Annotated in this window: 15 protein-coding genes and 1 pseudogene; 6 read left to right on the top strand and 10 right to left on the bottom strand. The window is 39.8% G+C overall.

Annotated features, from left to right (window positions below; genetic code table 11):
- Nucleotides 1–76: 76 nt before the first annotated feature.
- Complete coding sequence (locus tag O3664_RS05870) at nt 77–523, top strand: DUF1836 domain-containing protein (protein ID WP_000858732.1); 447 nt, start codon at nt 77–79, stop codon at nt 521–523.
- The gene (locus O3664_RS05875) at nt 520–1167 is read left to right on the top strand and encodes a hemolysin III family protein (RefSeq protein WP_001098000.1); all 648 of its coding nucleotides are present in this window, start codon (nt 520–522) and stop codon (nt 1165–1167) included. Before O3664_RS05870 ends, O3664_RS05875 begins: the two co-directional genes overlap by 4 nt.
- A 19-nt stretch (nt 1168–1186) precedes the next feature.
- Here the strand turns inward: O3664_RS05875 and pdxT are convergent, their stop codons facing one another.
- The 3 genes from pdxT to nox all read right to left on the bottom strand — a co-directional run bounded on the left by pdxT (nt 1187) and on the right by nox (nt 4177).
- Complete coding sequence (pdxT, locus tag O3664_RS05880) at nt 1187–1768, bottom strand: pyridoxal 5'-phosphate synthase glutaminase subunit PdxT (protein ID WP_023948274.1); 582 nt, start codon at nt 1766–1768, stop codon at nt 1187–1189.
- The gene (pdxS, locus tag O3664_RS05885) at nt 1769–2644 is read right to left on the bottom strand and encodes a pyridoxal 5'-phosphate synthase lyase subunit PdxS (protein ID WP_031237274.1); all 876 of its coding nucleotides are present in this window, start codon (nt 2642–2644) and stop codon (nt 1769–1771) included.
- A 153-nt stretch (nt 2645–2797) separates the two neighbouring features.
- Entirely contained in the window at nt 2798–4177 is a 1380-nt protein-coding gene (gene nox / locus O3664_RS05890) for a H2O-forming NADH oxidase (RefSeq protein WP_023948278.1), read from the bottom strand.
- A gap of 307 nt (nt 4178–4484) precedes the next feature.
- Between nox and O3664_RS05895 the strand changes: the two genes are divergently transcribed.
- Genes O3664_RS05895 through O3664_RS05905 form a run of 3 tightly spaced genes read left to right on the top strand, consistent with a single transcriptional unit; the run spans nt 4485 to nt 7330 of the window.
- A complete protein-coding gene (locus O3664_RS05895; protein WP_371613775.1) occupies nt 4485–5408 on the top strand; it encodes an FAD:protein FMN transferase in 924 nt (307 codons plus the stop codon).
- 59 nt (nt 5409–5467) lie between these two features.
- Nucleotides 5468–6073: an NADPH-dependent FMN reductase gene (locus tag O3664_RS05900; protein ID WP_000915951.1), complete on the top strand. Its 606-nt coding sequence runs from the start codon at nt 5468–5470 to the stop codon at nt 6071–6073.
- Between the two features lie 18 nt (nt 6074–6091).
- Nucleotides 6092–7330: an NAD(P)H-dependent oxidoreductase gene (locus tag O3664_RS05905; RefSeq protein WP_004256847.1), complete on the top strand. Its 1239-nt coding sequence runs from the start codon at nt 6092–6094 to the stop codon at nt 7328–7330.
- Between the two features lie 219 nt (nt 7331–7549).
- Here the strand turns inward: O3664_RS05905 and O3664_RS05910 are convergent, their stop codons facing one another.
- From O3664_RS05910 to metK, 7 genes are all read right to left on the bottom strand, one after another.
- On the bottom strand, nt 7550–7807 hold the full coding sequence (locus tag O3664_RS05910; RefSeq protein WP_000371299.1) for a DUF896 family protein: 258 nt from the start codon (nt 7805–7807) through the stop codon (nt 7550–7552).
- Nucleotides 7808–7849: 42 nt separating this feature from the next.
- The gene (glyS, locus tag O3664_RS05915) at nt 7850–9886 is read right to left on the bottom strand and encodes a glycine--tRNA ligase subunit beta (RefSeq protein ID WP_023948282.1); all 2037 of its coding nucleotides are present in this window, start codon (nt 9884–9886) and stop codon (nt 7850–7852) included.
- A gap of 259 nt (nt 9887–10145) precedes the next feature.
- On the bottom strand, nt 10146–11063 hold the full coding sequence (gene glyQ, locus O3664_RS05920) for a glycine--tRNA ligase subunit alpha (RefSeq protein WP_000038733.1): 918 nt from the start codon (nt 11061–11063) through the stop codon (nt 10146–10148).
- 35 nt (nt 11064–11098) lie between these two features.
- Nucleotides 11099–11470, bottom strand: coding sequence for a GFA family protein (locus O3664_RS05925; RefSeq protein WP_000912013.1), 372 nt, complete (start codon nt 11468–11470; stop codon nt 11099–11101).
- 268 nt (nt 11471–11738) lie between these two features.
- Entirely contained in the window at nt 11739–12581 is an 843-nt protein-coding gene (locus O3664_RS05930; RefSeq protein WP_023948286.1) for an aldo/keto reductase, read from the bottom strand.
- Between the two features lie 76 nt (nt 12582–12657).
- Nucleotides 12658–14049 (bottom strand): peptidoglycan-N-acetylglucosamine deacetylase PgdA, encoded by a 1392-nt coding sequence (gene pgdA / locus O3664_RS05935; RefSeq protein WP_020903502.1) that lies wholly within the window; start codon nt 14047–14049, stop codon nt 12658–12660.
- 87 nt (nt 14050–14136) lie between these two features.
- On the bottom strand, nt 14137–15327 hold the full coding sequence (gene metK / locus O3664_RS05940) for a methionine adenosyltransferase (protein ID WP_020903501.1): 1191 nt from the start codon (nt 15325–15327) through the stop codon (nt 14137–14139).
- Nucleotides 15328–15574: 247 nt separating this feature from the next.
- Here metK and O3664_RS05945 point away from each other — a divergent pair.
- Nucleotides 15575–15680 (top strand): annotated as a pseudogene (locus O3664_RS05945) (transposase); the annotation flags it as partial.

Consider the following 15680-nt stretch of genomic DNA (forward strand, 5'->3'; position numbering starts at 1 on the left):
AAGCAGTTAAAACTTGACTTTCTATTTCTATTATTTTATAATCTAGTTATTAAAACTAGATAAAAAGGAGTTGAAAATGAAAACTACCTTTTCCTACCCAAAATGGGCAGAAATCCCAAATATTGACCTCTATCTGGACCAGGTTTTGCTCTATGTCAATCAGGTCTGCTCCCCTATCTCTCCTGATAAAGACAAGGGCCTGACAGCATCCATGGTCAACAATTATGTGAAACATGGTTACCTAACAAAGCCTGACAAGAAAAAATACCAACGCCAACAGATTGCCCGTCTGATTGCTATCACAACCCTCAAGTCGGTATTCTCTATTCAAGAAATAGCTCAGACACTTAATACTCTCCAAACTCAAGCAAGTTCAGACCAACTCTACGATGCTTTTGTGGACTACATGAACCAAGGAATTGACCCAGCTAACCCCATTATCCAAACCAGCTGCCAAACCGTTAAACTCTATCATCAAACCCTAGCCTTAATCGATCATACTCAAGAGGAGGTAATCCAATGAACACTAGTCTTAAACTCAGCAAACAACTCAGTTTCGGAGAAGAGATTGCTAATAGTGTGACCCATGCCGTAGGTGCAGTCATCATGCTCATCTTACTGCCTATTTCATCAACCTATAGTTATGAGACACACGGATTTTTATCCTCTATCGGCGTTTCCATTTTCGTTATTAGTCTCTTTCTCATGTTCCTATCATCCACCATTTATCACTCTATGGCCTATGGTTCGACCCACAAATATGTCTTGCGAATCATTGACCATTCTATGATTTATGTTGCTATTGCTGGCTCTTATACACCTGTCGTACTGACTTTGATGAATAACTGGTTTGGCTATCTGATTATTGCTATCCAGTGGGGAACGACCATCTTTGGTATTCTCTATAAAATCTTTGCTAAAAAAGTCAATGAGAAATTTAGCCTTGCTCTTTACCTGATTATGGGCTGGTTGGTTCTGGCTATCATTCCTGCCATTATCAGTCAAACAACGCCAATTTTCTGGAGTCTCATGGTAACTGGCGGACTCTGTTATACAGTTGGAGCTGGATTTTACGCCAAGAAAAAACCTTATTTCCACATGATTTGGCATCTCTTTATCCTAGCAGCATCTGCCCTCCAATACATTGCCATTGTTTATTATATGTAAAAAAGTTGAGAATTTTTTCTCAACTTTTTTCTTTACACATATTGATAAAGTACTGGTGCAAGCTTACATCATCAGTCAATTCTGGATGAAAGGAAGTTACCAGCATATTTTTTTCTTGGGCTGCAACGATTTGATTGTCAACTGTTGCTAGAATTTCTACATCTTCTCCAACACTACTGATAATCGGCCCGCGAATAAAGGTCATCGGAATCTTGCCAACTCCCTTACATTCTGCTTCCGTATAGAAACTTCCTAGTTGGCGCCCATAGGCATTGCGCTCGACTACCATATCCATAGTTCCTAGATGACTCTCTTCCTGAGAAGTAATTTCCTTAGCCAGCAAAATTAAACCTGCACAGGTCCCAAACACTGGTAAGCCAGATAGAATGGCTTCTCGAATGGGAATCAGCATGTCCTGCTCACGTAAGAGCTTGCCCATGGTTGTAGATTCTCCACCAGGTAATATCAATCCCGACAAATCACTCTGATGTTTCTGAAAATCATCTAGATTTCTGATTTCAACACTCTCGACACCTAATTGATCTAGCACTTTTGCATGTTCTGCAAAGGCACCTTGCAAGGCCAATATTCCAATTTTCATCTATTTTCCTCGCTCAGCCATGAGGATTTGGATTTCATTTTCATTAATACCCACCATGGCTTCTCCTAAATCTTCAGAAATTTGAGCCAGGATTTGAGGATTTCGGAAGTTAGTCACAGCCTTAACAATAGCACTCGCTCGTTTAACAGGATCTCCTGACTTGAAAATACCTGAACCGACAAAGACGCCCTCTGCCCCTAATTGCATCATCAGCGCAGCATCTGCTGGTGTTGCAACACCTCCAGCAGCAAAGTTTACAACTGGCAATTTTCCATGCTCATGGACGTATTGAACCAATTCTACAGGGACTTGTAAGTCCTTAGCAGCAACATAAAGTTCGTCCACACGTAGATTTTGAATGCGGCGAATTTCCTGATTCATCATACGCATATGACGAACAGCTTGGACGATATCCCCCGTACCTGGTTCTCCTTTTGTACGAATCATAGAAGCACCTTCAGCGATACGACGCAAGGCTTCACCCAAGTCCTTAGCCCCACATACAAAAGGAACTTGGAATTCTTTCTTATCCACGTGGAAACGGTCGTCAGCTGGAGATAGAACTTCACTCTCATCGATATAGTCAATTTCGATAGCCTCTAAAATCTGAGCTTCAACAAAATGCCCAATTCTGACCTTGGCCATTACTGGAATGCTAACCGCTTCTTGGATTTCCTTAATCATCTTTGGATCACTCATACGTGAAACCCCACCAGCTGCACGAATATCAGCTGGAATCCGCTCCAAGGCCATCACAGCTGCCGCACCAGCAGCTTCTGCAATACGGGCCTGTTCAGGGTTCTGAACGTCCATGATAACCCCACCTTTAAGCATCTGTGCCAAGTTTTTATTTAGTTCATAACGATTTTCAGTCATTTCTTTATCCTCATCATTTGTATTGGTAGCTACCATTTCATTTTAAGTTAGATTAAAATGAAGTACAAGATAAAAAAAACGTAATTGTGTGGGTACAGATTGGCTAAAAAAAACTATCTGACCTTAGCTTAAGGCCAGATAGTTCATCAAATTTTATTTTTCAGCTGTAAGGGCAGCCATTGTGATGTAGTTATATGGTTTGTTGAAGTGTGGCAAGAAGAATAGGTCTGTCAATGCCAATTTATCAATTGTCACATGCTCTTGGATAGCAAGTGAGAACATGTGGATTCCCATGCTGATTGCAGAATCGTGTGAAACCATTTGTGCACCAAGAATTTCACGGCTATCTTTGTCAAAGACAATCTTGATGGCAACTTCATGGTTGTCATGCTTCATAAATTCTGGTTTTTGAAGATCGTTAAAGCCTGTTTCAGTTGCATTGTAACCAGCAGCTTTCGCTTTTTCAAGAGTCAAACCAGTTGAAACCATGTGAAGACCGTAGATTGAGATACCGTTTGATCCTTGAACACCGATTCCTTCCAATTCATGTCCACATGCGTTATATGCACCAACGATACCAGTACGAACAGCGTTTGAAGCAAGCGCGATGTAGCTAGTGTCTTTACGAGCGTTGTCATAAACAGTCGCACAGTCACCTACTGCGTAAACGCCTGGGATAGATGTTTCTTGTTTTTTGTCTACAAGGAAGGCACCGTTACGGAATAGTTCAATTTTTCCATCAGCAAGGGCTGTGTTTGGACGGAAACCAACTGCAAGGATAACCATATCCACATCAAAAGTTTCTTTATCAGTAATCAAGCGTTCAACTTTACCGTCACCCTCGATTGCTTTAACAGTTTGACCAAGCGCCAAGCGGATGTTGTGGTCTTCCAAGTTCTTCGCCATCATTTGTGTGAAGTCTTTGTCATAGTAACCGTTCAAAACAGTATCAACGATATCAACAAGGACAACTTCTTTTCCAAGACGTTCAAAGGCTTCAGCAAGTTCAACACCGATATAACCACCACCAACAACGGCGATTCGGTCAAGGTGTTGACTCTTATCAGACAATTTGTGAATCACTTCTTCAGCGTTTTGGTACAATTTAACGAATTGTACATTTTCAAGAGTTGCTTTAAATTCGCGGTTTCCTTTAACAATTTCAACACCTTCGATTGGTGGCAAGATTGGTGTAGAACCTGTAGCGAAAATCAATTTATCGTATGATTCTTTATGCTCTTTCCCTTCAACTTCTGCTGTAACTACTTTGTTATCATAGTCGATTGAAAGAACTGGTGAATTCATGTATACCTTAGCACCTTTAGCTTCCAATTTTTCTTTATCAGAATAGAACAAGCCTTCAGCACCGTCAATTTGTTCACCGATCCAAAGGGCCATTCCACATCCTAGGAAAGAGATGTTAGAGTTTTGGTCGAATACAACGATTTCGTTCTCATTTCCAAAATTATCCAACATCGTATTAATACATGCTGTACCAGCGTGGTTAGCACCGACTACAACGATTTTACTCATAGAAAAATTCCTACCTTCATTCTAAATTTACCCTACTAGTATAACATTTACTGTTAGCGTTTACAAGAGTTTGGCTAATTTTTCCTATTTTTTTGTAAAAAATTGTAAATACTCTGTATCTTAACACGGATTCTTGCAATTTTTCTTCATTTCCTGAGCATATTTCTTGACATCTTTACAAATTTTATTTGTGAAAACGCTGACTTTATGGTATGCTAGTATCATGGAAAGAAAATGTAAGGGGTTAAATTTAATATAAATTTACAATTTTTCAACCTTCTTTTCATAAGAGAAAGGAGTTGGTAGAGTGCCTCTTAGCTCACATTCTGAACGGCTAATGGGAACCACTATCACTATTTCATTAGTGGATGAGCGAGCCGATAGCTTGCTCCAAAAATCCTTTGATTTACTCAGAGAGCTCGAATACCGCTTCAATGCCAATAGTCAAGAATCTGAGTTGATGGAAATCAATCATCAAGCTGGAATAACTTCAGTTAAGGTTCATCCAGACCTGTTTGAACTGATTTCACTTGGTTTAGAGCATAGCCTAGCGCCCTCTAGCCATCTCAACATCAGTATTGGTCCCTTAATTCAAACCTGGCGTATCGGTTTTTCAGATGCCAAAGTTGCCCAACCTCAAGAAATCGAATCAATTCTCCCTTTAATCAATCCTCATTATATCGAGTTAGATTCTTCTACTTCTACTGTGTTTCTAAAACAGAAAGGAATGAAGATAGACCTAGGTTGTTTAGCCAAGGGTTATAGTGCGGATAAAGTTGCTCAATTTCTGAGAAAAGAGGGAGTGACATCTGCCTTGATCAATCTGGGAGGGAATATCCTGACTATTGGAAAAAATCAGGCAAGAGGAAATCAGCCTTGGCAAATCGGGATTCAAGACCCAGCCAATCCGAGGGGAAATCACTTAATGACCATCCCTGTTGTCAATAAATCTGTCGTGACTTCAGGCATTTATGAACGTCACCTGACTGTCGATGGAAAAGATTACCATCATATTTTTGACAGCCAAACAGGATATCCTGTTGAAACGGAACTAGCGAGTCTAACAATCATCTCTGATAAATCAGTTGATGGTGAAATCTGGACAACTCGTCTATTTGGAGAAAGACCTGCTTCTATCCTCTGGCAAGTCGAAAGTTTGGAGGGCATCGAAGCTATCCTCATCGATAAGGAAGGTCACCTAAGCTGTTCTTCAGGAATTCCTACTCTATAGAAACAAATGTTTCAATGGAGTTTTAAAATTGTATTATGTAAAAAGAGAAAGGAAATCTCATGTTAAAACTTATTGCTATTGTTGGAACAAATTCAAAACGTTCTACAAACCGCCAATTGCTTCAATACATGCAAAAACACTTTGCTGAAAAAGCTGAAATTGAACTTGTTGAAATTAAAGACATTCCTGTCTTCAACAAACCAGCTGACAAGCAAGTACCTGCTGAAATTTTAGAAATTGCTGCTAAAATTGAAGAGGCAGATGGCGTTATTATTGGTACTCCTGAGTATGACCACTCTATCCCAGCTGTTTTGATGAGCGCTCTTGCTTGGTTGTCTTATGGTATCTATCCACTTTTGAACAAACCAATCATGATTACAGGTGCTTCATATGGTACGCTTGGTTCATCACGTGCCCAATTACAACTTCGCCAAATCTTGAATGCCCCAGAAATCAAAGCAAGTGTCCTTCCAGATGAATTCTTGCTTTCACATTCTCTTCAAGCCTTCAATCCAAGTGGAGATCTAGTGGATCTTGATGTTATCAAAAAATTAGATGCCACTTTTGACGACTTCCGTATCTTTGTAAAAATTACAGAAAAATTGCGCAACGCACAAGCCCTACTTCGCAAAGATGCTGAAGACTTTGACTGGGAAAATTTGTAAGATAGGAGACCAAAAAGAATGAAATTTGTTGGACTTGTAGGATCAAACTACGATCAATCATATAACCGTAAACTCTTGGAATTCATCCGTCGTCACTTCAAACTCAAATTTGAATTAGAAGTTCTCGAAATTGATGAAGTTCCAATGTTTAACCAAGACGAAAAATGGGACGAAAGCTTCCAATTGCGTCTCTTGTATAACAGAATTACGCGTGCTGATGGTGTCATTATTGCTACTCCTGAGCACAACCACACAATCTCAGCTTCTCTTAAATCAGTTCTTGAATGGCTTTCATACGAGGTTCATCCATTTGAAAACAAACCAGTCATGATTGTGGGAGCTTCTTACTACGACCAAGGTACTTCTCGTGCCCAAGTTCACCTTCGTAAGATTCTTGACGCTCCAGGTGTCAATGCCTACACTCTTCCAGGAAATGAATTCCTTCTTGGTAAAGCTAAAGAAGCTTTTGATGTTAATGGAAATATCACGAATGAAGGAACTGTTAATTTCCTTGAAACATGCTTGGACAACTTTGTAAAATATGTGGGAGTCGTTTCAAAATTGAAAAAACCAAAACCAATTGAGCCAGAAGATTTATATTGTACAAATTCAATTGCAACTACTATCCAAGGTGTTGATCCAGATGATCCTGAATGGGTAGAAAAAGCTGCTGAACTTGTTGGAGCTGTTTCTGGAGATACTTACGTTAAATTAGACCACGGTATCTTGACAGTTAACCAACTTGACATGTTCTTGAAAGCAATGCCATTTGAATTGACATTTGCAGATGATAATAATCAATTCTTGTACTTTAATAACGCACACCAAGACCCAGATACAATGTTTGGTAAACGTGTCCGTGCTCAATCAGGAAATAGATTAGGAACAGTACACGGTACATTGCCAGATTCTAGAATGAAAAACGTTGAATGGGTTGTCGGCGTATTGCGTAATGGGGACCAAGAATATGTCCGTACAATTGTACCAGGAACACCTGAAGGTGTTATTAATACCCATAATTACCAAGCAATGTACTATCCAGATGGTTCATATGCTGGAATCAATGAAATCATCTTTAATTTCCAACCATGGCTTGACTGGTACCTCAATACAACTGGTCAACGTCTAGTTGGTGGAAATGCTGCAGCTCCTGCTGGAGGACACGGTGGCGCAGATGCCACATCTGGAGCTTCTGATTCAGGTGATGCTGGAGGCCACGGTGGTGGCGCAGACGCTACATCTGGCGCAAGTAACTAATAACTTTAGGAACCATCTTGGTTCCTTTTTTCGTGATAAAAAGACTAGCAAACACAAATTGCTAGTCTTTTGGTTATTATTTCATCTATCTTTGTTAAAAGAAAGAATACTTATACTCAATGAAAATCAAAGAGCAAACTAGGAAGCTAGCCGCAGGCTGTACTTAAGTACGGCAAGGTGAAACTGACGTGGTTTGAATTTGATTTTCGAAGAGTATTATTATGAATTTGGGTCATCGAGACTGCGGCCATGTAAACCTTTTTCACGTTGTACCTGACGTAGTTTTTCTGGTGTAACATCGTTTCCTTCTTCGTCCACAATTTTGATTCCTTCGATGTGGTGACGAACAGTGCGACGATACCCTTCGATGTACTCCTCACGTAGTTTGGCTTGTTCTACTTTTTCTTCTGGGGTCAAGCCTTCTGTTTTTTTCTTTTTGGCAAGCTCGTTGATACGATCAATTTTTTTAGGATCCATGTTTCTCTCCTTTAAGATAAGATTTAATCCGTTCAACAGATTTTATTTGGTATTGATTTGGTTAAAACGTGCAAGTTTAGCTGCTTTCTTGGTTAATTGCGACAAGATTGCCAAACGATTTTGACGGACTGCTTCATTTTCAGCCATAACCATGGTATTCTCAAAGAATGCATCAATGACTGGGCTAAGAGCAAAGAGTTGTTTCAATTGCTGACTGGCAGATCCTGATAAAATAAGTGATTCTACTGCTTCCGCCAAAGCTTTTTCTTGGTCATTTTCAAAAAGTGCTGAATCAACTGTTGCAACTCCTTCTACCTTTTCAGCCAAGTTAAAAGCACGAGAAAGTGATTCCACAGATGGTTTGAAGTCTTCTTCCTTGCTTGCTTCTACGAGAGCACTTGCTGCTTCCAACATATCTGCCACAACAAAGTTCGAACTTGCAAGTACAGCTTCCTTAATATCTTTTGGAGTAGAGCCCATCATCTTATCAACACGAGCCTTGATAAAGTCCATAACCTCTGCTTTATTTTCATAAGTCAAGCTGTCAAATGTTAAAGCATAAAAGCTATCGATCAGCTCATCCATAGCAATGTGCCAACCAAAAGCATCCAAGATACGAACTACACCTTGAGTTGCACGACGAAGAGCATAAGGGTCATTAGACCCTGATGGAATCAAACCTACTGAGAAGAAGCTCAAAATCGTATCCAATTTGTCTGCAATGGCAAGCACTGCGCCGACCTTGCTCTCTGGAAGTTCTCCTTCAGCTGAAGTAGGCATGTAGTGTTCACGAATAGCAGCTGCCACCGCTGGAGTTTCACCAGCAAGAAGGGCATATTTCTCACCCATAATTCCTTGGAGCTCGTCAAATTCGCCAACCATACCTGTCAACAAGTCAAACTTGTAAATGGCTGCTGCACGAGCTAAGTCAATCGTTTCATCCGCTGACAAACCAGCTTTTTCTGCCAAGAGAATAGCAATCTGCCCCGTACGAATCATGTGTTCACGAAGGGAACCAATCTTCTCATGGAAGGTGACATTGTTTAATTTTTCAACAAGATCTGAAATCACCAATTTTTGGTCTTCACGCCAGAAGAATTCACCGTCTTCTAAGCGAGCTACTAAGACTTTTTCATTTCCTTTAATGACATTTTCCAAATACTCTGCGTTTCCGTTACGAACAGAAATGAAGTTTGGCAATAGTTTACCGTCTTGATCACGAACAACAAAGTAACGTTGGTGTTCTTTCATTGAAGTCACCAAAACTTCTTCTGGAACTTCAAGGTATTTGGCATCAAAACTTCCCATAAAGGCAGTTGGGTATTCAACCAAGTTCAAGACTTCATTAAGCAAATCAGCATCAATTTCGATACGTACACCATGCTCAGTTTCGATTGCTTTGATTTGGTCAACAATCATTTGCTCACGTTCACGAGGATCCGCGATTACAAACTGCTTACGAAGGTCTTCTTCGTAGCTCAATGCTGACTGAATCTTAGTTTCTTGTCCCAAGAAACGATGACCACGGCTGACACGATCTCCCTTGATATCAAGGAAATCCAAATCAAACTCTTCTTCATCTAAAAGAACAGTTAAAGTGTGAACAGGGCGGATATATTCAAAGGTGTTGTTAGCCCAGTGCATGCTGACAGGGAAAGTCAAGGACTTCAAGACATCTACAACACCAGGAACAATGGCTTCAACTGCTTGACCAATTTCTTCCTTAGTGACATAGACATATTCTTCACCCTTAATTTCACGAAATTCGATATCTTCAACAGTCAAGCCTTTTCCTCGGACAAATCCTTGAGCTGCTTTGGTGAAATTTCCATCACTATCCAAGGCAATTTTCTTTGCTGGCCCCTTAAAATCTTCTGTCAAATCAGACTGTTTGTCTGCAAGACCAGTCACACGAACAGCCAAACGACGGGGTGTTGAGAAGGTTTGAATAGCTTCAAAAGACAGGCGGTTTTCCTTGAGGAAGGCTGCCATTTTTTCGCCTAGTTGTTTTTCACTTGGTGTGACAACATAGGCTGGTAATTCTTCAAGACCGAGTTCTACTAATAAGTTTTTTGTCATGTTTTTTCCTTTACATTTTCTTCAATCTTTTTTGATATGCACCTTAGGTACTGGGGACGTCGCTAACTAACTTTGTGAGTCTGTATGGAAATCTAATACTAAATTGATCAAGATTTCCAACAGTCTCATCAAAGTGGATTTAGCTGACTGATTTTTGAACCCAAGGTTTCAAAAATCCCCACGTAACAGTACGGCGGTGCATATTCCTCTAGCAAGTCTTCGACTTGCCTCTAACGATTTTAGAGCACGATATTACTCACTATTCTGCGTCTTCTGCTAAGAGTTTAGCTCGTGTTGCTTCATCCAAAAGTGGGTAGCCTAGGCGTTTGCGTTCTGCGACAAAGGTTTTGGCTACAACACGGGCCAAATTACGGATACGAGCGATATAGCCTGCACGCTCGGTTACGGATACGGCACCACGCGCATCAAGCAGGTTAAAGGTATGTGAACATTTGAGAACATAGTCATAGGCAGGGTGCACCAATCCTTCTTCCAAGGCACGACCAGCTTCTTTTTCAAACTTATCAAAGTTTTCAAGCAACATTTCTTGATCAGAAATTTCAAATGAATATTTTGAATGCTCGTACTCAGGCTGGATGAAGATTTCTCCGTATTTTACACCATCAGCCCACTCAATATCGTAAACAGAGTCAACCTCTTGGATGTAAGAAGCCAAACGTTCCAAACCATAAGTAACTTCCGCCGTCACAGGGCCAGTTGCCAATCCACCTACTTGTTGGAAGTAAGTGAACTGAGTAATTTCCATACCGTCAAGCCAAACTTCCCAACCAAGACCAGCTGAACCAGTTGATGGGTTTTCCCAGTTGTCCTCAACGAAACGAATATCGTGTTCCAAAGGATTGATTCCCAATTTTTCCAAAGACTCAAGGTAAAGTTCTTGGATGTTTGATGGAGATGGCTTCATAACCACTTGGAATTGGTGGTGTTGGTAAAGACGGTTAGGGTTTTCTCCGTAACGACCGTCAGCAGGACGACGTGATGGCTCTACATAAGCCGCATTCCATGGCTCAGGTCCGATAGCGCGAAGGAAAGTGTAAGGACTCATTGTTCCCGCACCTTTTTCATTATCATAAGCCTGCATAAGCATACAACCTTGGTCATTCCAAAATTGTTGCAAAGTCAAAATAATTTCTTGAAATGTTAATTTCTTAGACATTGAATACTCCTTTAATTTATATTATCTTCTTAGATTTATTTTTCAAGCAACCAAGAAAAGGCTGGGTCCTGAAAAATATGACGTTTAGGAACAGTTTGTAAATTCTGATCGCTTTCATCTATTGTACCTAATTTCAAAGCACAGACTTCTGGTATATTTTCTTGAACAGTGAAAATTTGACTATGACAGTTCTGGCAGTAATAACGCTGTTTTCCTGGAGAAGAACTATAGGAAACAAGCTTTTCTTTTCCATGCAATACTAGCTTTTCACTGCTAACTTTAGCATTAACTGTATAGGCAGACGCAGTTGCTTTCCGACAAAATGAGCAATGACAAAAAACTAATTCCGATAATTCCTCATCTAGAGTGTAGGTCACTGCTTTACATAAACAAGATCCTTTAAGCATTATGCTCCTTTCTACTTAGGCATTAGACGAATTCAAAAAGAACCGAATTTCAACACCCAAGCCTTGCGACTAGGGGCGTCAGAAACGCGGTTCCACCCTAATTTATTACTTCATTGTTTTTAAAAATATTACAGAAAGCGCCAGTTCTTTATTTTGCCCTACTTGGCTCCCACTATCCCAAGTTCGCTTGAAGAACGCCATAAGACTTTCTTTCCTGCTGACTATTATATCAAAAATTAGCACAATGTACAATTCTTTTTATGATTTTCTAGAAATCCATATCATCAACTCGTGGAGCACCAGACTGAACAACAATTGTTTTTAAGGTTTCACGTTCCTTATGACTCAGTTCAATTCCAAAGCAATCAAGATTAGCCTGAATACGAGAAGCTGTGACAGATTTTGGAAGTGGTAAAAATCCTTCTGCTAAGCTCCAGGCCAAGGCTATCTGAGCAACCGATTTACCATGATTTAACGCGATTTCTTGCACTTGCTTGCTATCAAACAGTTCTCCCTGACCAAAAGGGCCCCAAGCTTCCAATAAAATTCCTTTTTCTAGACAGTAATCTACCACTTCCTCTTGATACACACCTGGAGCCAAACGAACTTGATTGACCGCTGGAACGATAGTTGCTGTTTCAAGCAAGGCATCCAAATGATGGGGAAGGAAATTACTAACTCCAATAGCACGGATTTTGCCTTCTTGATAGAGGTCTTCCATAGCTCTCCAAACTTCTGAATTTCGGATTTTCCAGTGGTTATTTTCTCTGAGCGGTTTTGGATTTGGCCAATGAATCAAATACAAATCCAAATAATCCAAGCCAAGTTTCTCTAAAGACTCTTCAAAAGCCTGACGAGCTTGCTCATAGCTATGATTTGTATTCCAGAGTTTGCTGGTTACAAAAATTTCCTCACGCAGAACTCCACTATCTTGAATGGCACGACCAACGCTTTCTTCATTTTTATAAATAGCTGCCGTATCGATATGGCGATAGCCTGCCTTTAAAGCCTCTAGTACAGCTTGATATGCAATCTCTCCATTTTCAGCTTTCCAGGTTCCAAATCCCAGTACTGGAATTGTAACACCATTGTTTAAAGTATAAGATTTCATTATTTTTCCTTTCTATGAGAAGAAAATCCAAAGAGCCAAATTTTCAAGGAAAACTTTTCTCTTTAGATTTTGTGTATTATTGATTGCGGTCGTAGTAGAGCTGGTGAGCTTTAAGACGAGTATCTAACAAATCTGGAATGGTCACAAAGTCATACCCTTGCCCTTTCAAATAGTCAATAACCTTCGGTAGAGCATTGACCGTCTCAGCATGGATATCATGCATGAGAATAATAGAACCATTCTTGACTTCTCGTTGAATTTCTGTCAAAATCGCTGCTTCATTTTTGTTCTTCCAGTCCAGACTATCCACATCCCACATAATAAAGCTCAAATCAAGGCTATTGCGAATGTCGTCTGTAATGGCTCCATAAGGCGGACGCATGAGTTTGGAACTAGAACCCAACACTTTAGTTAGCGCATCCTCAGTATCAGTAATTTGTTTTTTAGCTTCATCAAGGGAAAGTTTTGAAAGCACTGGATGACTCCAACTATGGTTTCCAATGACATGTCCATCCGATTTCATGCGTTTCAAAATCTCTTCATTTCCAGAAACATTCTTACCTAGAACAAAGAAAGTTGCCTTGATACCATACTTAGAAAGAGTATCTAATGCTTGATTTGTCGTTGCAGGATTTGGTCCATCATCAAAAGTCAGGGCCACTACTTTACGATTTTTCTTTTCATAATAAGCCTTATATAGCTCTGCATCCTTATCTAATAAATAAGAGGACTGAATAACTTCAAAGAAACTAGATACTGGCAAGGCAATCTCGTCTAGATTTTCAACTGACTGACTTGGATAAAGGATAATCTGACTATCCTTGTAATCAAAATTCCATGCAGACAAGTCTTGGTCAGAGAAACCTTTAACAACTTGATCAATCTTTTCTTGCTCCAATTTCTTGTCCTGTAAGAAAGAAGTCAGTTCTTTTATCAGTTGCTCTTTAGCCTTACTAGCATCTGAAAATAGTTGATCAAGGGTAAAAGGTTTACCATTTTCTGTCAAATGCACTTTCGCTAGACTAGTTTTTTCAGTCTCTTCAACTTTTGACGAAGTTAAATCATAGACTTGTTTCATCACACTTCGGTTGACAATCCCTTTTAAAGTCGAATCCTGTTTCTCCGTATAATAAAAAACCAGATTTTCCTTGTCTTCCAGATTTTCCTTAATATCCTGTATCATGATTTCTTTTACAGATGAAATCACTTGCTCCCCTTGGAGAGGATAATAGGCAATTACTTCTGCTTGTCCCTTACGAAAATGATCTTTCTGATTTCCCTCACTTAATTGATCATCTTTCTCTTTCTTGAGAGATTCAATCCTTTGTTCAAAACTTTGCTTTGTATATACTTTGTATCCAATCATTGAACCAAGGACGCAAATACTTACTGAAAAGATAGCTACCATGGCTATTAAACCGATTCTCTTTTTATCGTGCTCAACACGTTTTGCTCTACTTTTATCCATAGAGATATCATATCAAATTCAGGCTATAATTTCAATTATTTTAGAGGAAATAGTATATTAAAAAGAGGGGAACTCCCTCTTAAAATCTTATTTTACTGCTTCTTTCAAAGCATCTACCTTATCCAAACGTTCCCATGGAAGATCAATATCCGTACGTCCCATGTGTCCATAAGCCGCTGTTTGACGGTAAATTGGACGCTTGAGGTCCAGCATTTGGATTATCCCTGCAGGGCGAAGATCAAAGGTTTGACGAGCTGCTTTTTCAAGCTTGCTTTCAGCTACTGTTCCCGTACCAAAAGTATCGATACGAACAGAAACAGGTTGGGCAACACCAATAGCGTAGGCTAATTGCACTTCTGCCTTCTTAGCCAAACCAGCTGCAACGATATTCTTGGCAATATAACGAGCCGCATAAGAGGCTGAACGGTCCACCTTAGTCGCATCTTTACCAGAGAAGGCACCACCACCGTGACGAGAGTAGCCACCATAAGTATCTACGATGATCTTACGACCAGTCAAACCTGAGTCCCCTTGCGGTCCACCGATTACAAAACGACCAGTAGGATTGATGAAGAATTTGGTTTGCTCATCCAAGTAAGAGGTTGGAATAACCTCTTTGATAACCTTATTAATGACATCATTGTGAATTTGTTCGTTGCTGACTTCTGGATCGTGCTGAGTTGAAATAACAACTGTGTCCACACGTACTGGACAGTCATTTTCATCATACTCAACCGTAACTTGTGATTTAGCATCTGGGCGAAGATAGCTAATTTCCCCAGACTTACGAAGTTCTGCCAAACGACGAACTAATTTATGACTGAGTGAGATTGGCAATGGCATGAGCTCTTCTGTTTCATCCACTGCAAAGCCAAACATGAGACCTTGGTCTCCAGCACCAATTAAGTCAAGCGGATCTTGATCTGCATTCCCACGAACCTCCAAGGCTTCGTTAACACCTTGGGCAATATCTGGTGACTGCTCAACAAGTGACGGATGGACTCCCACCGTCTCAGCAGAAAAACCATATTCTGTATTGGTATAGCCAATCTCTGCAATGGTATCACGAACCACACGGTTAATATCCACATAAGCATTTGTAGATATTTCACCAAAAACATGGACTGAACCAGTATATACAGCTGTCTCAGCAGCAACGTGCGCCTCTGGATCTTTAGCTAAAATAGCATCCAAAATCGCATCTGAAATTTGGTCTGCAATCTTATCTGGATGCCCCTCAGATACAGATTCAGACGTGAATAATTTACGTTCTGACATAAAAATGTCCCCCCTTAAAAATAGTGTTATAGAGTTACAAAGTACTGATAGGAAATTTCTTAGTGCTGAATACCTACCATCTTATCGGGACTATATAACTTTATCATTATACCATTTTTTAGCGTAATTTGCAGTCTTTAATGTAGTGTTACTGTTTAGATAGTTCGTTCTCATAAATAAAAAAAGTTGGAGTGAACTGCACCCCAAAAGTTAGACATAAAAATCTAACTTTTGGGGTGTTTTTATTATGAAATTAACTTATGAAGATAAAGTTCAAATATATGAATTAAGAAAGAAAGGAGAGAGCTTTAGACAACTTTCAAATCAATTTAGGATAAACATTTCTAATCTTC

This window comes from Streptococcus sp. 27098_8_109, from assembly GCF_041432295.1.
Lineage (GTDB): Bacteria > Bacillota > Bacilli > Lactobacillales > Streptococcaceae > Streptococcus.